The organism is Pseudomonas silensiensis (assembly GCF_050434865.1).
Taxonomy (GTDB): Bacteria; Pseudomonadota; Gammaproteobacteria; order Pseudomonadales; family Pseudomonadaceae; genus Aquipseudomonas; species Aquipseudomonas fluorescens_W.
This window is the reverse complement of sequence record NZ_JBNDJH010000012.1, coordinates 46816-71767: the sequence shown is the minus strand read 5'-3', so window position 1 is coordinate 71767 and position 24952 is coordinate 46816. Positions and strand designations below refer to the sequence as shown.

The following is a 24952-nucleotide window of genomic DNA, read 5'->3' as shown; positions in this document are numbered from 1 at the left end:
GTGTTGGAGCCGTGCAATCCCCGTTCCGTTGGACTTAGCCAACTGCCAACTCTTTTTTGCACGCATGGTGGAGGGAAAATGGTTGATCGATACGACAGCTTTTTCATCCAACGCGCGAGGGATCGGCAATGAAAGGTAGGCGCAAAGCGAAAACAACGAAATTGGCTATGAAGTTTGAATTTGAGGCGGAGGCTCTGCGGTTATTGGTCTCGAGGTCCGAAAAAGCCTCGAATCGTTTTCTTGATTTTTGCCTTGCAATTGGGTTTATCGTGCAAGCCCTTAGTTTATATTTACACCTCTGCATAGTGGGCGAGAATGCTCGTGACTGGTTGTACCTGATCGTCAGTTCTTGCGGTGATTTCTGACGATATGTTAAGATTTGACGCGTGTTTAGATGTGGTGATGCGATGGCCGCTATGCAAAAATATAACTAACAGGGAGGTGCAGGCATTCTCATCATAAACTTCCTCAGTCGTAATCTGCATGCCCGTTGCTATAAGATGGATGTTTATAAACATTAGCAAGCATACTAATATCTCGTTGGCTGTTTATCTTCTTCGAACTAAATCTGGCACTAGTTATGATACTGTCCCCCAGGCACATACCTGACGCAGGAATTCAATCTGAGCATTCGCCTCATGACTTTCCTTGATCAGCTCATCTACAAGAGTCTGTGTAGAAATTTTTTTCCCACAGGTCGTTTCTATCTCAATGGTCTGGGGGTAGACACTGCAGAATGATTCCCCCACCCATCTGCTAATATTTACTGCTTGGCCGCATTCGACCGGTATTTCGCAAAAAACGCCCGTAGCCGTAAGGTTGATGGAGTGGAGTAATGATCCCAGACTAACCGCCACCTCATGATGGCATAGTGCATCTTTAAACGCGGATAGTGTTCTGGCACAGACAGTGTCGAATAACGGAAGAAATGGGGTGCTTACCGGTTGGCGGGTGATATCTACCTCATGGAATGCCAGTTTTCCTCCGGGACGCAGTAGGGCTACTGCATACTGGAGAAAAACTGTAGGCTCAGGTTGGTACATCAGCACATACCGGCCCGTGACCATATCAAAGCCACCTTCATCGGTAAAATCTGCTAGGGATACTGGAGAAAATGCTACGTTCTTCAGGCCGGAATCAGTCGCCCGTTTCCTGGCGATTGTGATGGCCGCACGACTGCGGTCAATGCCGATGACTGAGCCCCCGGGGCCAACCAGTTTGGCGACCAGCATGCTGACATCCCCTGGACCGCAGCCTAAATCTAGGACCCGCATCCCAGGTTTGATGCCGGCAGACAAAAGCAGGCGAGTGGTGATGGCTCTGAGCATCTTTGACTGAAATACCAGCCGTCGTATTTCGGATTCTGTATGACCAAGAAGATACTGGGATTCTGACATAATGCCATCGCCTCTATTCAAGTCTGCTGCGAAATTATAAATTTAATCACTGGATTGCTTATGTCGAGATTGGTAAAGATACCTTCTGAAAGTGAAAACAGTACCGCGCTGTCGGAGTATATAAAATTAACGTTTTTTCGTGATACCAACAATGAAATCAGGACGTTGAGGGGTATATTTGGCAAGCAATCTGGGAGTTGAATTGCAATTGATTTGCATGAAATATAAAGCGTTTTGCTAGCAGTCTCTCTGGTGCTGATATTTTTAATTAGCGTTCTGCCAATATGAAAAAATTCAGGTAGTGGGGAAGGCATAATTGCAAAAATAAATTAGATTCGTCATGTGGCTACTTGTGAGCGTTAACAGAACGTACACTATTTTTCTTTGGGGGGATTCTCAAGCCATATTGGGGGATTCTTACTTAACGAATCGATAGACTACAACGAAGATCCCAGACCTAAAATTTAGAGTGCTGTCTTGCACGCGACTTACACTTTTCCGAAATGGACAGAGCTAGCACGCGCAATTAGATCTCCGCTCTCGATATCTGCGCATATTAAAGCGACATCGCGATCGAGCGTCCGTTGATTATCATCCCATAGCCATGGGCGTGCCTCGGAAGCTGGTGTGCCGGTTATTTCGCGTAACGCGGTATAGAGTGGCAACATTGCTGGTGCCAAAAGTTGACTCGCGTCGTAATGTCCTGCAATTGCATAGGTCCGTAGGTCTACGGCTTGCAATCCGAAAATCAATGACATTGATACAAGTTGCCTCAGTAGATCAATAGACTGCCTCGCCAAATTAGCTGATCCAAATGCTTGGCTATTAATATTTTGGTTGAATTGTTCGGCATGTGTCGGAAACCGATCTGCCAAAGAGTTTCCGAAAAAGCTTACAAGTGGCGCTATTGAATTTGCAGAAATTTGCAAGCCTTTTAAGCCCATATTGACCTTCCGCTCACGATTACCTACCAACGATGGTGACAACCCATTGTTGAACTCGGGCGCTACCAATTGGGCAATCTGGACGTCGAGGTGCTTGGCTACGAGACTCAGGGAGTAACGCAAGCGATCCATTGCCATGCCCGTATACTGCGCGAGAAAGTTGCCTCCATAGAAGATGTCACCATTCTCAACGTCCACCAAAGGGTTGTCTGTAGTCGAATTCATTTCCACTTCGATCTGACGAGCCGCCTCCTCGAGGCCATCGACAATAGGCCCCATAAACTGAGGAAGGCAACGCAGTGAATAGCGATCTTGCACTAAACCTTCTTTGGGATTGCGATGTTTTCCGTTGGCACTTCGGATCAGCCCGGAGCCGCTAAGAAGATTGCGCATGCAAGCGGCAGTCCAGCCTTGGCCTGCATGAGGTTTATGATCGTGAATGAACTTGTGAAACGACAGATCAGTCCCACGCAGCCCCTGGATCATGAGCGCGTGAGCCTGAATCGCTAGTTCTACCAGTTTGCGTGCCTCATGAATGCAGCCCGCCGCGATAGCAGTGCACGCCGAGGTGCCGTTCAGCATTGCCAGCGCTTCTTTAGGTTCTAAGCGTAGCCGCGGCAAATCCAGTTTTTGTAATGCAGCGGTGGAGTCCATCGTGGCACCTTGGAAGTCAACCAGAAAACCCGCATCATGGCCAATTATGGCGCCGGCGATGTAGGTTAATGGTACCAAGTCTCCACTTGCCCCGATTGATCCCAGATCAGGGACATGCGGCGTAACGCCGGCGTTGACGAACGTCAACAATCGCTGGATAAGTTCAGGTCGAGGCCCAGATGCACCACGCAAATGTGAGTTGGCGCGCAATACCATTGCTGCACGGACGTCGGGAAAAGGCAGGTTTCGTCCGGCGCCGGCTTTGTGATACCACAACATATTGTCTTGAAGAGAATTTCTTTCGTCGGCTGGTATAAGCACATTAGCCATGCCGCCAAATCCTGTGGTAACACCGTAGATCATTTCGTTGTTGGCGACAGCTTGTTTCATGCGCGCATGAGCGCGGCCAATACGTTCATGGAGAGCCGGATCCTTCGATAAACCAACTGAACATTGGTCACGCGCTACGCGCATGAGGTCAGCGATCGACAATCCAGTGCCACGCAACGATACTGTATCTTCGACACTTGAATCGACTGCCTCAGGCTCGGCGGAGTCACTAAGTTCCGTTATATTCGTAGCGTTTGTCAGATTATTCATATTGGGTCTCTTTTGAAATAGGTGACAAGAATAGAAAAAATTTTTATGGCATCAATCATTCTGGAGATCGAAAACTTCCAGTTAATCGATGAGTGGCATCTTTACAGTTACGGTTCCACGGATACGCCAAAAAAATTGGAAAGGGCGGGAAGACCAGCGGAACGGTAACTCGGACCTTAACGTGTGCTTTGGTTTTGTTAGACTTCTACCGCTTGTTTCAGCGTGGCAAGAGTTCTTTGGAATCGATTAATACTAACGGAGTGTTGCTGCACTATTTTGTATCAGAGACTTTAAATAGAAATATTTAGCATTGGAGCTAATATAATCTACAAGACCAATGGTCTTGGCAGTGGTAACAGAGGTGCTATCAATACTGTATGAAAATAGAGTGTCCTGCCTCTAAAATAAATTCTCCAAAAAATTGGCTACGCTTTCTCGATCATCACACTATCGGAGGCGAACAGATGAGAGCCCAAGATATTGTCCTGAGTCCCGAAAGATTAAGCCGCCGGCGGTCGTCGCGTTCGGGTGATCCTGTTGGCCGCTCAAGGTTGTTCGCGGGTTGAAATAGCGCACTTGGTTGGATTCTCTATGCACTCGGTCACTCTTTGGTGTCAGTGTTTCGAGAACAGCGACTAGACGGCTTGATCGACAAGCCAGCGAGCGGGCGTAAGCACCACCAGAGGTGCTAATCCGAGTTATTGGGCAAGTAGTTTAACCGCGTATAGGTCAATCTCGCGGCAGCTGTCGAAGCATGGCGCGAGTCGCTGGCATCTCACCGGGCAGTGACCAGCTCAGCCCGCTAGGTATCATCCAGTGCAGGGAGGGAACCTATTCGCGCTCAATGACCACTTACCCGGCATCTCCCTTCGTCCTGGTAAGCCTACGCTTATGATTCCTTCGCTCAACATTTCGCACCTGTCGGCTGCGTCGACTTCGCTGGCCATACCCGTGGATGAAAAACACGCGGATAACGATGCTGTGCCTACCTTTGTGCGCAGCCAGGGGCGGGCGGTGGGTATTTCCAACAGATGGGTGAGCGCGGGCAAGGGACGGTTTTCGCCTGACCAGGGGCTGATGTTGGAAAAGGCCGCGCGGGCCCTGGTTGCCCAGGAACCGATCATGAGGCAAACCCAGCAACCGAACGGTGGCACCTTCGAGTTCGCTGCGGGGTTGGGCAGCGCTCATCACGCGGTGTATGAACACGACGGACAAAACATCACCAAACTGGCCGTGCGTGATAGGGGAGGCAAGACGCTGGTTGAAATCGATGCCCGCGATCTATCCGCCCAGTCCCTGGGGAAACACCCAAGAAGTAGCTCTTCTCCCGACAGTGACGTTGCCCAAAACTCGCGGTCAAGGGGGGCGCAGGCTTCTGATCCGGCATCGATCCACGAAAGTCGTTTGCCGTTGTCGGTACATGTGGCGGGCCAGCAGTTCCATGTGGGCCCGTTGCGCAAGAGGCTCGACCCTGAACTACAACCCAACCTTCTGCAAGCATTGCTTGCCGAGCCCAAGACGGTGGTCAGCGATAACCTTCACCAGGGTTACCGGGCGATATCGTTCATTGCCAATATCGACAACGCCAACCAGTTCATCACTTTCGAAATGGATCGCCAGGGCAACCTTCGTGGTGCGGCGGGAGCCGTCATGGGCAGTCATCAGCCCACATTCACAGTGTTATTGAATCCGTTAAACACGTTCACAGATAAATTCAGGGAAGTGCCTGCGTTAAAGAGTCAAGCGGCGATGTTGGCTGCTGGCCCGGTGTGGGGCCAGGACGAGCGCGTCAGTAACTTCAAAGAGATTTCGTTAAGAAATATCAACGAAGTCAAAGCCACCCTATGGCCTCTGGAACAGCACGAGCGTGCATTTATGTCGAAGCTCTTGAGTCAGCCATTCTTTGCCACCCACGTCACCACCCATGACGTGCCCATTGACCGGCCCGATGGCAGCGTTTCGTTGTTTTCCAGGGTCAAGCTTCAAGAGCGCAATATCTCCTTCAAGGAGATGCACTCCACCGGCGAGGATATTTCTGAAGTGGGTGGTGATGATCAAGTTTACTTCTCGCTGGAGTCTGGGCACGAGCCGCAAAAGGGTCGAAGTCGCTTTGGTGATCGGATGATGCGCTTTGACCTAAACCATCCTGCGTTCGTCAAGACCGGTGTCATGACCTTGGTGGACCCTTTTTTGGGATTACCACCTTCGGCGTATGAGCGTTTTGACGCCATCATGAATCACTTTCGAACTGACCCGGATGATGACCCCTCTGAACAGGAGGAGGCGGTAGTCGAACGTCTCAATAATCGCTTCTTCAGCGCCGACGAGTCGGCTTTTCACGGCCCGCACATTCTCGAAGGTATCGGCTTGCACATCGTCAGTACGCTGCGCGAGTATGTCCCGCCCCAGGTAGCGAAGACAATGCTCTACAACGAGGATATCAACAGCTTGGTCAATGGCTTGTTCAGGCCACAGATAATGGTTCCACGTCACTTTTTTGCCCAGCTCCATGACCAGGCCGAGATTCATTATGACTCCACTGCACTGCCCTGATCTGTCGCTTGCAGGGGCCGGTTTTGCTGACTCAGTCAGTTGGGTATCGGCTTGATTTCTTGGTTCGCGGACGCCCTTCTACTGCATTTATGCCGAGCAAGCTATGCAGATAAATCAAATTAGACGACGAAAAACGAGGTCCTTGGGGAGCAACGGAGCAGGATTACACATATCCACAACCTGCCTATCTATATAGCTGGCATGCGGCTTAACGTGTGACTCGCTATGTTAAATCGGCAACCCCACTGCCCGCAGCACCCACAGCGTTTCTTGCGGTTCGCCTGCCGTTTCCGACGGCACTCCAGGCTTACCCTATTCCGCCTGAATTTCTGAGCGGGGCAGGGCCCTCGCGTTCACCGGCGGCCCACTTTCCATGATGACCGCACCCCAGCAGTGCTTATTCCGTCACAGCTTTATCCAACCGTCATGAAACTTAACGTTCGGCCGACACCACTCACCGGCCACCGATGGTAAAGACTTGCCCTTGGCCATCCTCTACTCTGAGCGAGATTAACCCATGCTTTCTACTACACGCCTCTCATCAATTCCGCCCCAGAACGCCCACAGCCTATCAGCTGATGACCGTACAGCCATTCCTTCGCAAGCACGCCCGTCCTCTCAGCCCGTACCCGTGACGCTGCCACCTTCTGTAAGTGTCGCAAACCTCACCTTCCATACCGGTAAAGTGATGACGGCGCTTTCTGAGGTTGAACAACGCATTCTTCACGGTGCGTTTCATCCCGAAACCCCCAAAGAGCCGATTGAACATTTAAATGACAACCTCATCCTCACCTATGCCATCGGCGCGAAGGATTATTTTTCACCCCTACATTTGCCGCGGGACCTGCCCGAGCAGATGCGGGTTACCTGTGCCCTTGATCAGTCCTTGAACCTGAATCGGGTGATCATTGCTGATCTGAAAGGGCATATCTATTGCGATGCCAGTTTTGAGCCACCTGCTACGCCAGCACTAGCGCTAGGAGAACAAGGTTCCTTGTCTACGAGGGAAGTCGCGTCGGGTCCTGGCTCTCCAGTACGGACTGCCTTCAGCTCTCCCGCCGCTAGTCAGTACGCCTTACGTGACGCTCGGGCACAATTCTCGGCCGTGGCGAGGACGGGCTCCTCGTTAGCTGCTGCAGCCCCCTTATCCGGCGCTCCCCAAGCTCCTGCCACCAATAAGAAGTCGGCGACGGACGCACAGATCGAGGCGCAGCTGAGAAATAAGCATGGCAAGGTGAGATCCGGACGAGAAGTCGGAAGCGTACTGAGAGCCTCCGGATTGTCGTCAAGTACATCTCGCATCACCACGCAGCTGCGGAAAGTAAACGTTGTCCGACCGTTTGCGTCGGCGTCGGATGATCAGCTCCAGAAGGAGCTAAGAAATCCAGACGGCACGATAAGAACTAATGCCGAAGTCACAGCCGCACTGCATGCCCGCGGATTGGGGGCAGGTTTAGCTCGCATGACCCCGATGATGCAGGCAATAAGAGGTGTACGGCACCTGCCGACGGCGACGGATGATCAGGTCAAGGCGCAGCTGAAAAATCTGGACGACACGCCAAGAAGCGTGGAAGAAGCCCTAACAGCACTGCGTGCCACCGGAGTGGGGGTAAGTTCAAACCGTATGACCGAGCTGATGCAGGCAGAAAGAGGTATGTTAAAGCGACCGGCGCCGTCGGATGATCAGATCCGGACGCAGCTGGTCAAGTTCGACGGCACGCTGAAAAGCACCAATGAAGTCGAAGACGCACTGAGTACCGCCGGGTTGGGGGCAAATCCAAATCGCATCGGGAAGCTGCGGCGGAAACTGCTGCTGGAAGCAACAGAACTGCAACAGCCCGCGGCAACAGGGTCGCAGGTTGGGGAAGAATGAACTGAACCGAGGGCCAGTCAGGAGGGGCGCGCTTTCCGCGCGTGCCCCTACGATCAGGAAAAATTCGTTGATCGAGAAGTTTCCGGTAAGAGCCGGCTTTCAGTCATCCATGGCCCTTCGCAATCGGACTTCTGGCCGATAGTTGTCAGTGGGTACTGCACCGAAAAAAAGCCAAAGGCGTCATATTTGATAGGCAAAACCTTGGAATTGGGGAAGCTCCGGCTTTCGACGAACACAAGATTCTCTTGGCGCCCAATCGTGTTGTGTGTAAGGGGCCGGGGAACACACCTTCCTCGCCCGGCCGATAAGGGCGATTGTGTCCGCGTATTTTAAGCGGACGCAATTACCCTTAACGCCAGGATCGCTATGCGCCAACGTAAGTCCTACCCGAAATCCTTCAAGACCCAAGTCGTCCAAGGGTGCGAGCAGCCCGGTGTTTCCGTGGCGGCCATTGCGATGAGGCATGGTATCAACGCCAATGTCGTTCGCTGGTGGCTACCGCTTTACCGCGATCAGCAGGCCGCCATGCTGCAATAGACGGGGTGGGCGCGGCCAACTCGCTATTTTGGTTTGCCAAACGGCGGTAGTCAGTTGAGTTATTGGAACCCCAACGGATTTGTTACCACTCACCTTGGATCAATACAGACCAGGGAGTTGGCAATGCACGAAGATACAATTGAATCGACAAAAATCTATACCCAAGTTTTTCCAATGGAATGGATTGAAATCGGGCTGAGCGCGTTTTCGAGCCATGCGCAACACGTTGCCAATCTAGCCAAGCCGCAACCTGCCGCCTCAATCGGCGGCGTCGAGCTATTTCTTCCGTCTAATGTGTACCATCCCGGGATCGGACTATCCTCCAGCCTTTTGGTCGATGCACTTTTGAGCGAAAACATTGGGAGAACCGTGTTGGACTTGGGGTGTGGCAGTGGTTTTGTCGGGATCTCTCTCTATTGCCAAGGGATGGATCTGGTTCTGGCCGATATTTCAAATGCCTCAATCTCGAGCACAACTGAAAATCTCCGCCGTATTGGTATACCGGGGAGAGTGATATTGAGTGATTTATTCTCAAATCTGAAAGGCATGCGCTTCGACACTATCCTATTTAATCCGCCTTTATTCGACAAAACTGTAGAGCACGAAGCTGAAATCGCATTATGTGACCCCAATGGCGATTTGCTGACTCGTTTTCTAACTGAGGCGACACAGCACTTGACTTCAAAGGGTCGTATTTATTTTATGGCGTCCAACCTGATGAATCGCGAGGCGTTGTTAAGTGGATTGGGAAGTTATCGATATAAGATCATCTCGTCTTCATTTTCAATGCAGTCGGAGGTCTCACGCTGGATAGTCAGCGCTCGATCGAAGCATTGAGCGAAACACTAGATTGTTATCTCCTGCTTATCGACGGAATTACAATTTGCGATACATGTACGTCCAGGCATCCCATCTTGCGCAACTAAACCGGTTGCCACCTGTGTGGCAGCAGCTCCGCAATCTCACTCGCCCGCTGCGTCGGCAGGCGCGTGAGGACGTCCTTCAAATAAGCATACGGATCATGCCCGCTGAGCCGCGCCGACTGGATCAAACTCATGATCGCCGCCGCGCGTTTACCGCTGCGTAGTGATCCTGCAAAGAGCCAATTTTCGCGACCCAACGCCCACGGCCGAATCTGGTTCTCTGCCCAGTTATTATCAATGGGCACAGCACCGTCATCGAGATAGCGCGACAGCGCCGTCCAGCGTTTGAGGCTGTAATCCAGAGCTTTACTTATCGCCGAGCCGTCGTGCACGATCTGGCGCTGCGCGATCATCCAGGTATGCAGAGCATCCATCACCGGTACCGCTTTTTCTTGCCGTATTCGGCGGCGTAAATCCGGTTCAAGGTCGCGGACTTCACGTTCGATTTCGTACAGCAACTGGATGTAGCGCAAGGCCTGTTCGGCGAGCTGGCTCTTGTTGGTGGCATGCAATTCGAAGAACTTGCGCCGCGCATGGGCCATGCAGCCGATCTCGGTCACGCCGAGTTCAAAGCTGGCCTTGTAACCACCAAAATCGTCGCAGACCAACTTGCCTTTCCAGTCTTGCGGGAAGTTGCGTGCATGCTCTCCGGCACGGCTGGGTCTGAAGTCGTAACAACCGCCGCCAAGTCCGAGAACTGGCTGGTGGCGTAGGCCCAGACATACGCGCGATGGGTTTTCTTTGCGCCCGGCGTGAGCATCTGCACCGGCGTTTCGTCGGGGTGGATAACATGCTGCCCGAGCACCACGTCACGCAGTGCGTCGACAAACGGCTGCAACTGCACACCGCTCACGCCAACCCATTGAGCCAAGGTTGAACGTGGGATGGACAAACCGGCTCGATCAAAAATCGACTCTTGACGGTAGGGAGGCAAATGGTCGGCATACTTCGCAATCATGACGTGCGCCAGCAGCCTTGCGGACAGGATGCCCTTGTCGATGACCCGCGCCGGCACCGGTGCCTGGATCAGTGTTTCGCACTCATCACAGACCCACTTGCCAAGGACATGGCGCTCGACGGTAAAAACGCAAAGCGTGTAGCCCAGTTTTTCGCTGACGTCTTCACCGATATGCTTGAGTGCGCAGCCGCAAAGTCAGTGAGTGTTGTCCGGTTCGTGGTGGATCAGCGTGCGTGGGAGCTCCGGCGACAACGCCGTGCGCTTAGCCCTTTGCTTTTTCTCGGTCGCAGGTGGAGATGTTTGCAATGCCTGGAGCTCAGCCTCAATCGCCGCGATATCGATCAAATCGTCCAGCAAGCTGGCCTACTGCGGATTTAAATGTTCGTTACGCTTGGCAAACTGCAACCGCTTGAGCTGCGCGATCTCGTGGGCCAGTTTCTCGTTGACCGTTTTGTGGTGGTGGATTTGCTTGCTCATTGTCTCGACTGTCTAATCGAGACTTTCCACACGCGGCATCAACTGCGCTGCCAGAGCGCGCAGTTGTTCAGGGCTTAAGTGGTCGAGATTGGGCAGCGAAGTTATTCCGCCGATTTTGCCAGAGTATGCGAAAACCGACGACAGGCTGATCGGACAATTGCACGGCCTGGCTGGTCATGGCAGGCGTTATACGATGGAAATCGCACTATACCCAACCCGTCGTGCACCAGCACTTTCATGCGATTGGCGCGGCGGTTGGCAAACAGATAAGCGCAGTGCGGCTGCGCCGCACCGAACACGGCAACCACCCGCGCCAGCGCGGTTTCAGTACCGGCGCGCATGTCCATGGGGTCGGTGGCGAGCCAGATGGCGTCGATGCGAATCATCGCAACAGATCTCAAAGGAAGGTCGCGCAGGCGGCCGCGCCATCGGTCGGCCAGTTCACTTTGACAGCGCCACGCGGGTGCGGGATTTCAACGCAGATATTCGATGACGCAGCTTGCGAATTTGCTCCGGCTAGCCGCATGGGTAAGGGAATAAAAGCAAGTTGCAGCTCCGTGTTTTTTTGTGTTTGCACCCGAATCCATTTGTGGACAAGGTTCGCGTTGAGGCTATGGCTCAGCGCGACGCTGGCAATCGAGGCACCGGGCTGGGCGCAATCTTGAATGACTTGGACTTTGAAGGATTTGGAGTAGGAACGGCGTTGTGGCTGCATGAAATACCCGCTTAAAAGGCTAGAACTGGTGCCCACTTAAATTTAAGTGCACACCATGTCTTGGATTTACAGGGCTGGATAGATGACTTGGCCGGAGGGATACTGTTGTGTATCCGCAAAAAGCCATTCGCACACAAGACGGATTTGTGTTGGTGGGAGATGTTGGCGTTTTTTCTGGTAGCTATCGCCTCAACCGTCTAAATCATCCAACCATCAACGGAACCCGCTCGACGTTTTGGACACCCATGAGGGAACCCTCTAGGACGACGACTCCGATGCTGCCGCATTTACCCCACGTGATGGATTGCGAGAAAATTTTGCGCTCGATGCAGGTACTCGCCCTCACGCTGAGTGCTCTGTGCGCGGGTTGCCAATCCATAGGCCGCATGGACGACCACGGCAGTATGCGGTTTCCCCGGGTACTCACAGGCATTAGGCCCGTCGCCGGTTTGAACCCGAGCGCTTTTACGGGCGATCCCACGCAAGATCTATGGGCGCGTTTGGGCCAAGGGTTCACGTTACTGGATAACAACGGAACTAACCTCAGGATCGAGCAGCAGCGTGACTGGTTCATCAGTAATCCGTCTTTCCTGGGGGGCGCCAGCGGTCGCGCAAGCCGCTATATTCACTTCATCGCACAGCGTCTTGATGAGCGCAAGATGCCACCCGAGCTGGCGCTGCTGCCCATTATTGAAAGTGCCTACAATCCCATGGCCAATTCAAACCGCGAGGCGGTAGGGCTTTGGCAATTCATCCCCTCGACCGGACGGGATTTCAATCTGTATCAAACTGGGTGGTATGACGGCCGACGAGACATTCTGGCCTCCAGCAATGCGGCCATGGACTACCTGACGCGCCTGCACGATCGGTTCGGTGGTGACTGGCTGTTGGCACTGGCTGCATACAACTCTGGTGAAGGGACCGTCAGTCGCGCCATTGCATGGAATCAGAAAAGGGGCCTGCCGATCGACTATTGGCACCTGACGCTTCCTCGGGAAACTCAGGCGTATGTGCCCCGGTTCCTGGCGTTGTCACTACTGGTGAGAGAGCCGCAAGCCTATGGCATAAAGTTGAGTCCGGTAGCCAACGAGCCTTATTTCGAGGTGGTCGAACTCAGCCATCCGGTGGACCTGGCGAAAGTCGCTGTCGATGCCGGGATCGAGGAAGCCGAACTATTGGGGCTTAACCCAGCGTTTCTCAAGAATGTAACGCTCGATGGTCCTGCATATTTGCTGGTACCCCGAGCGAAAGCACAGACATTGTCCGTCAGTTTGGCAAAAATTTATGACGAGGACCTGGCGCTTCAACACTTTCCGCAAAAGCAGATGGATAGACCGGTTGCCAGTGTGCAAACGAAGCCGTTGATGCCCCTTCAAAAGCGACCTGCAGTTGCAGCAAAAACGCCAAGATACGACAGGCCGAATGCTTCGAAAGCAGCTGTGGCGGTGGTCGTCTATTCCGTTCGCCAGACGCCCTGAGCTTTTTTTCGAGTCTTTCTTACACCAACTTTTTGAGCGAAAACTGGATCCAAGCAAAGGATGGCTATCTTGATGCAGTGGCGGGTGGTTGTAACATTGCTAAGACACATGATCATACGGATTTCAATATTCGATTATGTTCACAATAGTTCCTTTAGGCCCAGGGGCTTCCCAATAAATGGCTGTGAATATTTTTGCCGCCTACCAGTAACCTGATCTGGAAAATTTAAAGAGCGTAGTTGCGTGTTAAAAATCTGAAAGTCGCCAGGTCGCTGTCACGGGGGGGCGGAAGCCAAGGCGTGCAGCCCCTCGCTGACACGGGACAAGCAGACAGGTATTGGATTCAGCAGTGAGTTGAATGGAACAGAAGGAACTATTTGAGCTAAACGTTTGAAATAAAAATATGAGCAAGAAAGTGTTGGTGAGTAGCTAATGGATGCCTTGTAAGTCAGCGTTGGTTGTTGCGGAAAAAATTGAATTTAGGTAACTAAGGATCCGTAAATCATCGAGCGTTACGCTCTGGTTTTTATTTTGCCTTGGTCGTGAAACTGACTCTGTTTAAGCAGAATTTATAAGGCATTGATATAAGTTTTTAGCTGAATTGTAGTTGTCGGTAGCTCCTCCAGTGTAGGAGGTAAAATGAATTTGATCCGGGTATTGTGATAATTGTATGGGCTGTTTATTTGTTTTGATAAATCATTGTTTTTAAAGGAGAATATAATTTAATAAATTAGATGTTTATGCTGATTCTGAAAATTAACTTGAATAAGCGTTCAACTTAAATACCTCGGGATGGTGTCAAAGTGATGCCATGCTCGTGATATGTGAACTCCTGACGCCATTGAACTAAAATTAGATATTACTGCCATTGATAAGCATGCTATTAATAGTCCGGCTTGCCCAACGCGAGAAATTTCGATGAAAGAGGGAATCGTTGTAAGCACCCTGGAGTTGCAGGGCGACACAACTGCAATGGATGTTCATCAAATTGCGATGAGCGCCGCACATGTAAAACTGGATTTGCTCTTGTGTGGGGAAACGGGGACCGGCAAGGATTCCCTGGCCAAACATATTCACCACTTGTCTGATCGGAAAGGTTCTTACGTGGGCATAAACTGTGCCGCGATCCCTGAAACACTTGCTGAAAGTCAGCTCTTCGGCGTTGTGAACGGGGCCTATACCGGGGTCAACCGCTCAAGAATGGGCTACATCGAGGCGGCGCAGGGCGGTACGCTGTATCTCGATGAAATTGACAGCATGCCATTGGCCTTGCAGGCCAAGCTGCTGCGCATCCTTGAAACACGTGGCATTGAACGCTTGGGTTCGACCACCTTCGTACCCTTGGATTTTCGCGTGATCGCTTCGGCGCAACGGCCATTGGATGAATTGGTGGAACAGGGACTTTTCCGACGCGATCTGTTTTTTCGGCTCAATGTGCTGACGATCCAGTTGCCCGCCTTGCGCAAGCGTCGCGAGCAGATTTTGCCCCTGTTCGACCAATTCACCCATTCCGTGGCCGCTCACTTCGAACGGCCAGTTCCGGTGCTGGACAGCCACATGGTACAGGTGCTGCTGAGTCATGACTGGTCCGGCAATATCCGTGAGCTGAAGTCCGCCGCAAAACGTTATGTGCTCGGCTTCCCGATATTGGGAGCTCATCTGATCGAGAAGCAAGTTCCAGTGTCTGGCCTGAGGACGCAGTTGAAGGTGATCGAGAAAATGTTGATCGAGGATGCGCTCAAACGGCACAAGCACAGCCTCGAGGCGGTAGGTCAGGAACTCGATCTTCCAAGACGCACCTTGTATCACCGCATGAAGGAATTGGGCGTTTGAGTCCGCACCGCCTGCACCCTGGTTTCATTCTTGACGTAGCGAATTGCCGTCCTCTGGCAACTCCAGTGCATTAGAGGTCGTGGATGGATATATTCGATTATCAACGGTACGAAGATAACGACGGGCCTAACCTCGAGAGCATTGCCCAGAATATTTCGCAGTTGGGTATTGATGTGCTGCTCTGGGGAGAAACCGGGACTGGCAAGGACACCCTCGCTATGCGAATCCATACCTTGTCTGGAAGAAAGGGCCGGTTGGTGGCGATGAACAGCGCTGCTATCCCTGAATCTCTCGCCGAAAGCGAGCTGTTTGGTGTGGTCAGCGGCGCCTATACCGGGGCTGACAGTTCACGCATGGGATACATCGAGGCGGCTCAGGGTGGCACACTGTATCTCGACGAAATCGACAGCATGCCATTAAGTCTACAGGCCAAGCTGCTCAGAGTGCTTGAAACCCGCAGCCTGGAGCGCTTGGGCTCCACGACGGCAATCCACCTCGACCTATGCGTGATCGCTTCCTCGCAGCGTAAGCTCGATGAGCTGGTGGAGTTGGGGATGTTTCGTCGCGACCTGTATTTTCGCATTAATGTCTTTACCCTGCACTTGCCCGCCTTGCGCGAACACCCGGCCAGAATCGTTCCTTTGTTCAGTCGGTTCGTCGCAGCCTTAGCGCAGGAATTGGGTCATGATGCCAAAAGCATGAGTCCTGTCTTGTGTCAGGTCCTGCAGAACCATAACTGGCCTGGCAACATTCGCGAGTTGAAATCAGCGGCGAAACGTTTCGTGCTGGGATTTGACTTGTTAGGTATCGATCAAATCGATGACTACTACTACTCTTCCGGTCTCAAGTCTCAATTGCGGGCGATCGAAAAGGTGTTGATTCAGGAGTCACTCAGGCGACATAAAAATAGCATCGAGGCGGTCAGTCAAGAACTAGGTATCCCCCGGCGTACCCTCTATCACCGCATGAAGGACCTTGACGTTTAAGTCGTATCCATAGGTCTCTCGTTAGTGTTCGCAAATAGCCCTTCGTAGATCCCTGAGCATTTTTGGCAAGGTTTTCACTCGTCTGCCGTTTAACTCGATTTTTTAATCCGCTACGGGACGGAACCGAAAAGCCCGTCGGGACCACCTATCCTCACCACGCAATAATGCGGGCTTTCAATCAAGGGAATTATCATGGCTATCACTCCAACTACCATCGCGAGCACCTTCCTCCAGCAGGTCGGCAGCGTCTCTAAGGGCGCCGCTAACGTCGCAGGGACTGTCGAAACGCAAGCGGAGTTAACCCGCTCCGCCGGAACCGCTAAGTCCGTGGATGCTCAGCGCGAAGCCAATAGGGACCAAGATAAGAACGGTGCGGAAATGACCAAGTTGATGTCTGACGCGACCATTGCGAACCAACAGCAGTCGACAATGAACGCTATCAACTCCATGCAAATGGATACTACTAACAAGGAACTGAGTGCGCTAGCGAAGAACGCGACAGGCATCAACTACTGATGTTTCCCCCCCTTTGCTTTGCAAGGGGGCACACATCTTGTCTTGGAGGTGTCATGGTTTTTTTGAACGTTGACACTCCATAAGACTGCGATCTGTCCGGTAGCCGCGCGGCTAATGGTGCGGGCTCGCCCGCTGCTGCAATGGATGGCGACAATCCCTCGGATCTCGCGCAATTCTTGAGTGGCCTTGCGCAAAAAAAAGGCCTTGGGGTGACCCAGGGGCGGTTCCGGAGAGCAGGGCAATGGTTTGGCCTATCTGGTTTTCCGGTTGGAGCCTCAGCTTGTTCCACGCGATCTGCTCAGCAGCGCCACAGACACAGACATAGACACAGACACAGACAGCAGTCTCATCGGTCCCTGACGCCAGGTTCCAGCAGCAACGCCCTTGCTTGATGCCTTATCGCATCTGAATCGACACAGCCTTCCGGAGAGTTCATATGAGCATTTCCACTGTCAATGCCGTTAAAGTCCCGTCGCTGGACATGGAGCAGAGTCTGGTGACAAGTTCTTCCCAAGCGGATGTCGACCTTTTCAGTTCCGCCATGCGTTTCGATGACGCGCCAGCGTCCAGTCTGAGCGATGAGGTTGCGGGGGCGGTGTCAGAGCGCCTCGAATCCACCGATAAGCTGTCGCAGCAAACGATGCGCAGCATGAAAGCGATGTCGGCCACCGGCGACCCGATGGACATGGCCCAAATGAGCCGCTCGATGTCGCAATACTCGCTGCAAATGGCCTTGACCACCAAGGTGGTGAGCAAGAGTGCTCAGGCGATCGATAAGCTGACCAATCTGCAGTAGAGGTTTTCGTGAAAATTATTGGCACGAGCCTGTTGCTCTGCGTTCTGCTACTCAGTGGTTGCAGCGATGAGACTGATCTGTTCGGCGGCCTGTCCGAGCAAGACTCCAATGATGTGGTGGCCAAGCTTGCCGATCAGCATATTGCTGCTCACAAACGCTCGGAAAAAACCGGCGTAGCCGTTGTCGTGGCCACCAGCGACATCAATCGCGCGGTGCGCGTGCTTGATGCGGCCGGGCTGCCCAGACATTCGCGAACCAGTCTGGGTGAAATCTTCAAGAAGGAAGGGGTGATTTCCACTCCGCTTGAAGAGCGTGCGCGCTACATCTATGCACTGTCTCAAGAAGTGGAAGCGACCTTGTCGCAGATCGACGGGGTGATAGTGGCCCGGGTTCATGTGGTATTGCCCGAACGCATTGCACCCGGTGAGCCGGTGCAGCCGGCATCGGCCGCGGTGTTCATCAAACATACGACGGCGCTTGATCCTGACAGTGTGCGTGGCCGGATCCGGCAAATGGTGGCCAGCAGTATTCCGGGTATGTCCGGGGAATCTCAGGACTCGAAAAAGCTTTCCATTGTGTTCGTCCCCGCTGTTGAATTTCAGGACACCGAGCGGCTGGTGAATTTCGGTCCTTTTCTGCTCGACAGCAAGAACCTTGGCTTCTGGAGAGGCGTGACCTGGGTGATGCCTATTGTGCTGTTGTTGCTGATCACGGCGCTGACTTTGGGTTTGCGTGCTGACTGGCGAGAGGCGCTGTTGCAGCGAATCCGGCAACAAATCCGGCAGCGATTTGGCAAAGGTTCGACACTGCCGGCACGGACATGACATCGCTAGATGATCGCGAAGAATGGGTGCGGTGGTGGTGTTCGGCATGGCAGTGGGCACATACCGACTGGAAGGTACAATTTGCCGCGACCAGCGGGCTGACACCCGACGACTTTGAAGCTTTGATGCGAAGCCGACACGGCGACTTTCTGCGCAGTGTTGGCATAGTGCCCAGCCAGCCGCCGGAGCCGTGCGAACATCTGATGCATTGGCTGGCGCTTAGCCCGATACAGCGTGAACGGGCGTTGTCTTTGGCGCGGCGGATTTGTTTTGCGCCCCTTGATCTGTCACCGCGCACTGATGACTTTGACACTCTCTGGTGCCAACGGCTGGCCAAGGCACTGCGTCCCGGACTCTGGCTGGATCCATTGGTGACAGACGTGCGGCCGTTGCTCGGTGCCTGGCTGGGGCAGGCGTGTTGGTTGCGGCTGCGGTTGATGTGGCCACCCGCAGAGGTCGCCGAGTCGTTTGGCGACATGCCCGACAACAAACTCCAGACATTGTGGCAGGCCATCCTGTGGAGGGTCGCCGCACCATGACCTCGCGGCAGGAATCACACCTATGCTAGTCAAACGCCGACTTTCGCTAAGCTCGGCCCCCGTCCTCGCCGAGCCTATAGTGCGCCGCGAGGATCTGGCCAACGCCCAACTGGCTCATGAAATGCTCGCCACGGCGCGTCTTCAGGCCGACCAACTGTTGGCCCAAGCGCAGGCGCACGCCCAAGGTGTGCTCGATCAGGCGCTAGCCGAGTTTTGGGACACTGCCAATGGATTTCTGCAATCGCTTGAAGAGCAACGCCTGGCGTCTCGGCACGAAGCGGTGGTGTCGGCCGAAGAGCTGCTCAACCTGGCGCTGGGGCGGTTGCTGGACGAAACCTCCTTGGTCGAACGCATCCGTGCGCTGGTGCGCAATCTCGCGACCAATCAGGTGGACGAGCGCGCAGCCACTCTGAGTTGTCACCCGCAATTACTCGAGCCTTTGGCTGAATGGTTGGCCGAAAGTCGCTTCGCTGACCATTGGCAACTCAAGGGGGACACGTCGATGCCCATTGATGCCTTGCGCTTGAGTCACGTCAACGGAGCGTTCGATATCGATTGGCAAAACCTGCGTCGAGGGCTGCTCCCCCAAGACGATTGACGTCGATGATGGAACCGTACGGGCGCTTCGTTCCACACAGTATTGAATCCTTCTGATGGGGCGTCTTGACATGATCGAATTCAAATCCTTGGAACATCATCTTGATCGCTCGTTTGCCCGAGCCCATGACGAGATGGACGACGCCGCGATGGATGCGTCGGAAAGTGCATCGCCTGAAGACATGCAGGCATTCAACGATGCCTCACAAAAGGTCGCCACCGCGACGACTCTGATGAATGAAGGGTTGCGCGCCCAGCACGGCATCACCAAAGCAATCATCGATGGATTTCAGTGAATTTTGCGAGGTGCTCGCCCACTGGTGTCAGTTGCGCCCGGCGATTCCACTGGATTGCTGGATCGAGGAGGCCAATGCACGCCTGGCCTCGGTCGAGGGGGGCGTGCGTTGCAGCATCGACGTACTCGACCCCTACGATGGCAGCGATGCGCAACAGGTCAGCGCCTTGCTGAGCCAAGGCGGCGCCAGTATTGCCTGTGCCTGCGACGGCGCGCTGGGTATTGATCCCGACACACAGTGCGTGGTCCTGCTCAGTTGGCTGCCAAATCCGTGTAGCCCTGCCGATCTCTTGAATTGCCTGGAAAGCCTGGCCAACCAGCGCGCGGCCATGCTCAGCCTGCTGCAAGCTTCCAGGCGCGGCACAGTGGCGGGGCGCACGACAATGAATACCTGGCAACCTGGAGTGTGAAATGCGCAAGGCCTACAAGTGGTTGCCTTTGTTGTTGATAGGAATGATTGCCCCGGTGTGGGCCGCAGTACCCAAGGCTTGGACGCACACGGCCTACGCCTACGATGCGCAGCAGACTGACCTGGCGACGGTCTTGGGCAGTTTCGCCAAGGAGTTCGGATTAGGCCTGGACATGCCCGTTATGGAGGGCACGCTCGACGGTCGTATCCGCGCCCAAAACCCTCAGGAGTTCCTTGATCGCCTCGGACAGGAACATCACTTTCAGTGGTTCGTCTACAACGAAACGCTGTATGTGAGCCCCACCAACCAGCAGACTTCGGCACGGCTGGAGGTGTCACCCGATGCGGTGGATGACTTGCAGAGTGCCTTGACTGATGTCGGCCTGCTCGACCCTAGATTTGGCTGGGGCGCTTTGCCGGACGAAGGCGTGGTGTTGGTGCGCGGGCCGGCCAAGTACGTGGAGTTCGTGCGCGGCTACAGCAAGAAAATCGAAGCGCCTGAAAAGGCCGAAAAGCAGGTGATCCTGACGTTCCCTCTCAAGTATGCCAATGCGGCCGACCGGACCATTCGTTACCGTGACCAGCAGCTGTCAGTGGCCGGGGTTGCCAGCATTCTTCAGGAACTGCTGGAAAGCCGCTCGCGTGGCGAATCGATCAATGGCGTCAACTTGATGCAGGCGCAAGGTAGCGCGGGCTCCGGGCCTAGTTCGACGGGCCTGTCCTACGGCGGACTGGACACCGGTAGCCTGCAACAAGGGCTGGATCGAGTGCTGGGGGGCGGCGGTAAAAAATCCAGCGGTTCCAAATCGGATAGATCGCGCATTCGAGTGAGCGCCGATGTGCGCAACAACGCAGTGCTGATCTATGACTTGCCCAAGCGCAAAGAGCTGTACAAAGAGCTGGTCAAGCAACTGGATGTGCCGCGCAACCTGATCGAGATCGACGCGGTCATTCTGGATATCGATCGCAATCAATTGGCCGATTTGGCAAGCCGTTGGAATTTCAAATCAGGCAGCGTGAGTGGCGGCGCAGATCTGCTGCAAGGCGGCAACTCGACGCTATTCATTCAGGACGCCGGCAAGTTTTCCGCCGATATCAAAGCGCTGGAGGGCAACGGTTCAGCATCGGTGATTGGTAACCCTTCGATCCTGACCCTGGAGAACCAGCCTGCGGTGATCGACTTCAGCCGCACCGAATATTTGACTGCGACGTCGGAGCGGGTAGCCACAATCGAACCCATTACTGCGGGCACCAGCTTGCAGGTCATACCGCGCTCGATTGACAGTAATGGCAGGTCCCAAGTGCAATTGATCGTCGATATCGAGGATGGTCAAATTGATATGTCGAAAATCAACGCAGCGCAGCCAAGCGTGCGCAAGGGCAATGTCAGCACTCAGGCGGTGATCGCCGAACATGGCTCGCTGGTCATTGGTGGTTTCCATGGACTGGAGGCCAACGACAAGGTCAACAAGATTCCGTTACTTGGGGATATTCCCTGGCTTGGCAAGCTGTTGTTTCAATCGCGAAACCGCGAGCTGGCCCAGCGTGAACGTCTGTTTATCCTCACGCCGCGCCTGATAGGCGACCAGGTCAATCCTTCGCGTTACGTGGAGAACGGTAATCCTCATGACCTGGATGCCCAAATGAAAAAAATCGCCGCCCGCCGCGATGGCTTTGTCCAACCGACACGGGGTGATATCGAGCAGGTCTTCACGCAGTTGCTCGATGGCGTCATGCCCGTCGGGTTCACTCCCGGTGCGCCGTTGCCATTCGCAGCCGAGAGCCTGTGCGATCCGAATAACGGCCTGACCCTGGACGGCCAGCGTTCACAATGGTTTGCGCAAAAGGATTGGGGCGTCGCGGTGGTGGTGGCCCGTAACACTACACTCAAGCCGCTGCGAATCGACGAAGGTCGTTGCGGTGGTCGTTGGGTCATGGGCGTAAGTGCCTGGCCACATGCCTGGCTGCAACCCGGTGAGGAAAGCGAGGTGTATATCGCGTTGCGCCAGCCTCAGGTATCAAATCAAGCGACGAAGGCCAGGCCTTCGCTACTCAAGAGCGTAAGCCAATGACAACCCGTCTGTACGTGACCTTTTTTGCGCTGCTGGCTGTGCTGTCGGGCTGCGCTATTCATTCAGGCTGTTCGCCGGATGCCTGCAAACGACCGGATTCTTCCGATCACGAGCTGGTTATCTGGTGGCCACCGGATATGCGTCAGGGCCTGGATGACCGGGACCATGAGCTGGATTTCACCGTCGTGCAGTTAAAGGATTGAGTCACATGATTCAGGTTACACAAAAGGATGCTTTTTATTCTCACGTCAAGGCACAGCGGTCCGCGGTCTGGCCGGTGGCCACTGGCGTAACGTTCGTCAGTCGCGCCGAGCATCACAATTGGGGTATTGCCCTGCACCTGGAGGGCTGGACGTTGCGGCCCGAGCAGTTGCGCGACGCCTTGCAGCGTCGTTTCTCGCAGGCGGAGTTGTTCAGCGACTATTTCCTGTTTCTCGATGTGCAACGCGATTTCGTTGTCTGGCATGCAGCGCCCGGTGTGACGGGTTCGCTGGTAACGCTGGACTATATCCGCCAGCATCAATTGATGCTGGTAGGTCTCGATCACTTGAACGACATTAGCCTCTGATCAGTCCGGCGCCGGAGGGTCGTCGACGGCGTTGCGCACCGCGGCATGAGCCTGGAAGGTCTGGTTGATCGTGCGGTAGGCCAATCCCATTGCGGCCGCCGTGGCCCCATTGCCCAGAAAGCTCGCCAGCATGGGTGACACACGATCTCGTGCCACCAGCTCACCCATAGCCATGTTGGCTGCACTGGCAAGGCTGCTCCAGCTCATGCGGGCCAATGACTGATCGAGTACGCGTCCATAATCCTTGAGAGGAAGGCTGGGCTGGAAACTCTGCGAAACACCCGATTGTTCAGCGTCCAGATGCCTGGACACATGCCCATCCATGATCGAGACGAGGGTGTTGAAACCCGAGCGCGTTGCTGCCAGCAACAAGATCGATTTGGCCAATGTCTCACCCCGCAAGGGCTGTTGATGGGCATCGGTCAGGTCCGGACTGGATAAGGTTTGGCCCGCCGGCAAGATGCCCTGATTAACTGAGTCCTGGACAAACCCCATGGCCAGCGTCATGGCGCTGTAGATCCAGCCCAAGGTTGCCATGTTGTCTTCGTTGACCCCGCTGGTTTCTTTACCACCAAGGATGCCGGTCATGCTGAGGCTGGCCTGCAGGGTTTCGCGTGAAACTGCGTACGTGAAATGACGCAATTGGGTTGCGATCACCCGAGCGCTGAGGGCGCCATCGCCTCGTGCGGCGCCCAGGGAAGCGATGCCCAGATACATCACTTCGGCAACCACCTGGTTGCGTGTGACGTTGCGTGAGTCCTGCTGTTGTCGGTGACTCAGCGTATCGCGCTCTGCGGGTGATTTCGCGTTCCAGTCTTGAGTGCTCAAGCCAAAGTGGCCGCGCACCGCCACCGTGGAATCGGCACCCAGCCGATCCATGCGTGGATGACGCACGTACACATGGCTGGCAATGCTCGCCATGGAAACCACTGCCTGCAACCCTAGCGCGGCCTGCGGATTTTTCTGCGCGATGCTGTTGGCCAGAAGACTGTAGGTGTGCATGAAGACCACCTCCGCTGCCAGCGTGGGCAGGCCGCAGTTGGCCACCTGTTGCAAGGTTTGGCCGACCGCTGCCAGGGTAGCGCGCCCGGAGGGCAGATTGGCAACGCTGTCGCTCCAGCTTTGCAGCGCGCGGTGCTTCAGGCTCCGGCCCGCAGCGCTGCCGATTTGGACTGTTTGATCACGCAGTTGGCCACTGTGGCGGGCGACCGATTGCAGGGTCGGGTCGAGGTAGTCGCGGTGAAAGCGTTGGTTCAAACCGGCGAACGCCTGGGTGGCACGCGCTTGCATGCCCGGTCTTGCTCGGGGCTGCAGGCCTTGCTCCAGAGCGGAGGCTTGGCCGGCACGGTCGCTCATTTCAATGGAGGATGGGTGAAACGTGGCCGCAGGAGGCCGGGGTATCCGATCACTCATAGCCTGGACCTGGTGACGGACGACGCCGCTGGACGGCTGCCCATAGCGCCTGCCAATTGGGCGAAATCACCCAGCCAGTCGCCCAAGGCAATGCCGTCCAAGCCCTTGGAATCCCACCGTGCCTGCAGACAGGCACCATGAGGTGCAAGCGCTACCGCGCAGCCGGTCAGGGTCATCAACTCCAGGTTGGCGCGCAGGGCGAGCGTGCGTTGGCTGCTGCTATGCAAGGGGCTGTTGATAGCGGTACTGATCAGCAGGTGACGCTCGTCACCGTCTGCAATGATTTCCAGGGATTGCTTGCCGATACGAATGACCCCGATGGTGTCGATGGTCTGAGCCGGCGTGGTGTTGCCCAGGTGTTGCAACGCCTGAACGAGAAAGGAACGATGCCAGCTGTGGGCTATTGCATCCTTGCCGGACGCTGGCCGGGTGGGCGTGGAGGGCGGCTCGGCCAGGGTCTCGGAATGGGTGGGTCTGGTGCTGAGCGCGGTCGCTCCGGCGATCAGGCTCTCGGCTAAAGCAATCAGCACAGCGAGCGCTTCGCCCAACTGTTCGGTATCGGAATAGGCTTGCATGCTGAGTCGATTGAGCAGCAGCCCTTGGCCCTGTTCGTCGATGGCGGCGGCGCACGTGCTTATGGCACTCATGGCGCAGTTACTGCGCAACAGCAATTCGTTCCAAAGCAACGGTGGCACATCGTTCGGGCGCGACAGCAAGCCGAGTGCCAGCCATTGTGGCTGCGGGGCGTCGCGCCAGGGTTGCAATTGGATGGCCAGGCCAGGCAGTTGCAACAGGCCGCAATTGGCGAAGTTTTTTGCCTCTGCGGCGCTGAGCCCCAAATGCAACGCTGCACTCTGCAGCCAGGGCCGTGCCAGCGGATCGATCGGCGATTTTACCGGCGTGTCCAAGGACGGCCGAAAAGGTAAATTCATGGTTCGGCTTCCGTGGCGGTTTTGAAACCAGTTAACCGCCTTTCGGTGACAGTTTCATGACTG

At 54.6% G+C, this 24952-nt stretch carries 23 protein-coding genes and 2 pseudogenes; 18 read left to right on the top strand and 7 right to left on the bottom strand.

All coding sequences use genetic code 11. The annotated features are described in order from the left end of the window. Nucleotides 1-578: 578 nt before the first annotated feature. Together QF010_RS18230 and QF010_RS18225 are read right to left on the bottom strand one after the other, a co-directional pair. Nucleotides 579-1397, bottom strand: coding sequence for a class I SAM-dependent methyltransferase (locus tag QF010_RS18230; RefSeq protein WP_033060883.1), 819 nt, complete (start codon nt 1395-1397; stop codon nt 579-581). Nucleotides 1398-1885: 488 nt separating this feature from the next. Then, nucleotides 1886-3595, bottom strand: coding sequence for an HAL/PAL/TAL family ammonia-lyase (locus QF010_RS18225; RefSeq protein WP_050482863.1), 1710 nt, complete (start codon nt 3593-3595; stop codon nt 1886-1888). 464 nt (nt 3596-4059) lie between these two features. Between QF010_RS18225 and QF010_RS18220 the strand changes: the two are divergent. From QF010_RS18220 to QF010_RS18200, 5 genes and pseudogenes are all read left to right on the top strand, one after another. Beyond that, nucleotides 4060-4388 (top strand): annotated as a pseudogene (locus QF010_RS18220) (helix-turn-helix domain-containing protein); the annotation flags it as partial. 98 nt (nt 4389-4486) lie between these two features. Continuing rightward, complete coding sequence (locus QF010_RS18215) at nt 4487-6148, top strand: hypothetical protein (protein WP_082459245.1); 1662 nt, start codon at nt 4487-4489, stop codon at nt 6146-6148. 517 nt (nt 6149-6665) lie between these two features. Next, on the top strand, nt 6666-8021 hold the full coding sequence (locus QF010_RS18210) for a hypothetical protein (protein WP_156363954.1): 1356 nt from the start codon (nt 6666-6668) through the stop codon (nt 8019-8021). Nucleotides 8022-8387: 366 nt separating this feature from the next. Further along, nucleotides 8388-8558 (top strand): transposase, encoded by a 171-nt coding sequence (locus QF010_RS18205; protein WP_050482862.1) that lies wholly within the window; start codon nt 8388-8390, stop codon nt 8556-8558. A 123-nt stretch (nt 8559-8681) separates the two neighbouring features. Further along, nucleotides 8682-9395: a methyltransferase gene (locus tag QF010_RS18200; protein WP_033060879.1), complete on the top strand. Its 714-nt coding sequence runs from the start codon at nt 8682-8684 to the stop codon at nt 9393-9395. Nucleotides 9396-9480: 85 nt separating this feature from the next. Here the strand turns inward: QF010_RS18200 and tnpC are convergent. From tnpC to tnpA, 3 genes and pseudogenes are all read right to left on the bottom strand, one after another. After that, nucleotides 9481-11021 (bottom strand): annotated as a pseudogene (tnpC, locus tag QF010_RS18195) (IS66 family transposase). Continuing rightward, nucleotides 11018-11302: an IS66 family insertion sequence element accessory protein TnpB gene (gene tnpB, locus QF010_RS18190; protein WP_156363953.1), complete on the bottom strand. Its 285-nt coding sequence runs from the start codon at nt 11300-11302 to the stop codon at nt 11018-11020. The pseudogene tnpC and the gene tnpB overlap by 4 nt, the downstream one beginning before the upstream one ends. 11 nt (nt 11303-11313) lie before the next feature. Next, on the bottom strand, nt 11314-11631 hold the full coding sequence (gene tnpA / locus QF010_RS18185; RefSeq protein ID WP_033060877.1) for an IS66-like element accessory protein TnpA: 318 nt from the start codon (nt 11629-11631) through the stop codon (nt 11314-11316). Between the two features lie 275 nt (nt 11632-11906). Here tnpA and QF010_RS18180 point away from each other — a divergent pair, with 275 nt between their 5' ends. From QF010_RS18180 to QF010_RS18120, 13 genes are all read left to right on the top strand, one after another. After that, nucleotides 11907-13109, top strand: coding sequence for a lytic transglycosylase domain-containing protein (locus QF010_RS18180; protein ID WP_050482861.1), 1203 nt, complete (start codon nt 11907-11909; stop codon nt 13107-13109). 972 nt (nt 13110-14081) lie between these two features. Continuing rightward, the gene (locus QF010_RS18175; RefSeq protein ID WP_050482860.1) at nt 14082-14942 is read left to right on the top strand and encodes a sigma 54-interacting transcriptional regulator; all 861 of its coding nucleotides are present in this window, start codon (nt 14082-14084) and stop codon (nt 14940-14942) included. 83 nt (nt 14943-15025) lie between these two features. Further along, on the top strand, nt 15026-15928 hold the full coding sequence (locus QF010_RS18170; protein WP_033060875.1) for a sigma 54-interacting transcriptional regulator: 903 nt from the start codon (nt 15026-15028) through the stop codon (nt 15926-15928). A gap of 192 nt (nt 15929-16120) precedes the next feature. Next, a complete protein-coding gene (locus QF010_RS18165; RefSeq protein ID WP_033060874.1) occupies nt 16121-16444 on the top strand; it encodes a type III secretion system major pilin HrpA in 324 nt (107 codons plus the stop codon). A gap of 481 nt (nt 16445-16925) precedes the next feature. Continuing rightward, a complete protein-coding gene (sctI, locus tag QF010_RS18160; RefSeq protein ID WP_419866203.1) occupies nt 16926-17240 on the top strand; it encodes a type III secretion system inner rod subunit SctI in 315 nt (104 codons plus the stop codon). Nucleotides 17241-17248: 8 nt separating this feature from the next. Further along, on the top strand, nt 17249-18064 hold the full coding sequence (gene sctJ / locus QF010_RS18155) for a type III secretion system inner membrane ring lipoprotein SctJ (protein ID WP_033060869.1): 816 nt from the start codon (nt 17249-17251) through the stop codon (nt 18062-18064). After that, the gene (locus QF010_RS18150; RefSeq protein WP_033060867.1) at nt 18061-18603 is read left to right on the top strand and encodes a hypothetical protein; all 543 of its coding nucleotides are present in this window, start codon (nt 18061-18063) and stop codon (nt 18601-18603) included. The genes sctJ and QF010_RS18150 overlap by 4 nt, the downstream gene beginning before the upstream one ends. A gap of 22 nt (nt 18604-18625) precedes the next feature. After that, nucleotides 18626-19201: a type III secretion system stator protein SctL gene (gene sctL / locus QF010_RS18145; RefSeq protein ID WP_033060865.1), complete on the top strand. Its 576-nt coding sequence runs from the start codon at nt 18626-18628 to the stop codon at nt 19199-19201. 70 nt (nt 19202-19271) lie between these two features. Next, nucleotides 19272-19496, top strand: a complete 225-nt coding sequence (locus QF010_RS18140) for a type III secretion protein (protein ID WP_033060969.1) — start codon at nt 19272-19274, stop codon at nt 19494-19496. Next, nucleotides 19483-19905 (top strand): hypothetical protein, encoded by a 423-nt coding sequence (locus QF010_RS18135; RefSeq protein ID WP_033060864.1) that lies wholly within the window; start codon nt 19483-19485, stop codon nt 19903-19905. The genes QF010_RS18140 and QF010_RS18135 overlap by 14 nt, the downstream gene beginning before the upstream one ends. Before the next feature lies 1 nt (nt 19906). After that, nucleotides 19907-21976, top strand: a complete 2070-nt coding sequence (sctC, locus tag QF010_RS18130) for a type III secretion system outer membrane ring subunit SctC (protein WP_033060862.1) — start codon at nt 19907-19909, stop codon at nt 21974-21976. Further along, nucleotides 21973-22179: an HrpT family type III secretion system protein gene (gene hrpT / locus QF010_RS18125; protein ID WP_033060860.1), complete on the top strand. Its 207-nt coding sequence runs from the start codon at nt 21973-21975 to the stop codon at nt 22177-22179. Before sctC ends, hrpT begins: the two co-directional genes overlap by 4 nt. A gap of 5 nt (nt 22180-22184) precedes the next feature. Continuing rightward, nucleotides 22185-22544: a hypothetical protein gene (locus QF010_RS18120; protein ID WP_033060858.1), complete on the top strand. Its 360-nt coding sequence runs from the start codon at nt 22185-22187 to the stop codon at nt 22542-22544. Here the strand turns inward: QF010_RS18120 and QF010_RS18115 are convergent, their stop codons facing one another. Further along, nucleotides 22545-23834, bottom strand: coding sequence for a hypothetical protein (locus tag QF010_RS18115; RefSeq protein ID WP_050482859.1), 1290 nt, complete (start codon nt 23832-23834; stop codon nt 22545-22547). It lies immediately after the preceding gene. Between the two features lie 119 nt (nt 23835-23953). After that, nucleotides 23954-24889, bottom strand: coding sequence for a CesT family type III secretion system chaperone (locus tag QF010_RS18110; protein WP_050482858.1), 936 nt, complete (start codon nt 24887-24889; stop codon nt 23954-23956). Between the last annotated feature and the right edge of the window lie 63 nt (nt 24890-24952).

Coding starts and splice junctions, on each gene's coding strand:
- QF010_RS18210 (WP_156363954.1), top strand. CDS start 6,666: ATGCTTTCTACTACACGCCTCTCATCAATTCCGCCCCAGAACGCCCAC.
- QF010_RS18180 (WP_050482861.1), top strand. CDS start 11,907: ATGCTGCCGCATTTACCCCACGTGATGGATTGCGAGAAAATTTTGCGC.
- tnpB (WP_156363953.1), bottom strand. CDS start 11,302: ATGATTCGCATCGACGCCATCTGGCTCGCCACCGACCCCATGGACATG.
- hrpT (WP_033060860.1), top strand. CDS start 21,973: ATGACAACCCGTCTGTACGTGACCTTTTTTGCGCTGCTGGCTGTGCTG.
- QF010_RS18110 (WP_050482858.1), bottom strand. CDS start 24,889: ATGAATTTACCTTTTCGGCCGTCCTTGGACACGCCGGTAAAATCGCCG.
- QF010_RS18140 (WP_033060969.1), top strand. CDS start 19,272: ATGATCGAATTCAAATCCTTGGAACATCATCTTGATCGCTCGTTTGCC.
- QF010_RS18205 (WP_050482862.1), top strand. CDS start 8,388: ATGCGCCAACGTAAGTCCTACCCGAAATCCTTCAAGACCCAAGTCGTC.
- QF010_RS18150 (WP_033060867.1), top strand. CDS start 18,061: ATGACATCGCTAGATGATCGCGAAGAATGGGTGCGGTGGTGGTGTTCG.
- QF010_RS18115 (WP_050482859.1), bottom strand. CDS start 23,834: ATGCAAGCGCGTGCCACCCAGGCGTTCGCCGGTTTGAACCAACGCTTT.
- QF010_RS18170 (WP_033060875.1), top strand. CDS start 15,026: ATGGATATATTCGATTATCAACGGTACGAAGATAACGACGGGCCTAAC.
- QF010_RS18230 (WP_033060883.1), bottom strand. CDS start 1,397: ATGTCAGAATCCCAGTATCTTCTTGGTCATACAGAATCCGAAATACGA.
- QF010_RS18200 (WP_033060879.1), top strand. CDS start 8,682: ATGCACGAAGATACAATTGAATCGACAAAAATCTATACCCAAGTTTTT.
- tnpA (WP_033060877.1), bottom strand. CDS start 11,631: ATGCAGCCACAACGCCGTTCCTACTCCAAATCCTTCAAAGTCCAAGTC.
- sctI (WP_419866203.1), top strand. CDS start 16,926: ATGGAGCAGAGTCTGGTGACAAGTTCTTCCCAAGCGGATGTCGACCTT.
- sctL (WP_033060865.1), top strand. CDS start 18,626: ATGCTAGTCAAACGCCGACTTTCGCTAAGCTCGGCCCCCGTCCTCGCC.
- QF010_RS18175 (WP_050482860.1), top strand. CDS start 14,082: ATGGATGTTCATCAAATTGCGATGAGCGCCGCACATGTAAAACTGGAT.
- QF010_RS18225 (WP_050482863.1), bottom strand. CDS start 3,595: ATGAATAATCTGACAAACGCTACGAATATAACGGAACTTAGTGACTCC.
- QF010_RS18120 (WP_033060858.1), top strand. CDS start 22,185: ATGATTCAGGTTACACAAAAGGATGCTTTTTATTCTCACGTCAAGGCA.
- QF010_RS18165 (WP_033060874.1), top strand. CDS start 16,121: ATGGCTATCACTCCAACTACCATCGCGAGCACCTTCCTCCAGCAGGTC.
- QF010_RS18135 (WP_033060864.1), top strand. CDS start 19,483: ATGGATTTCAGTGAATTTTGCGAGGTGCTCGCCCACTGGTGTCAGTTG.
- sctC (WP_033060862.1), top strand. CDS start 19,907: ATGCGCAAGGCCTACAAGTGGTTGCCTTTGTTGTTGATAGGAATGATT.
- QF010_RS18215 (WP_082459245.1), top strand. CDS start 4,487: ATGATTCCTTCGCTCAACATTTCGCACCTGTCGGCTGCGTCGACTTCG.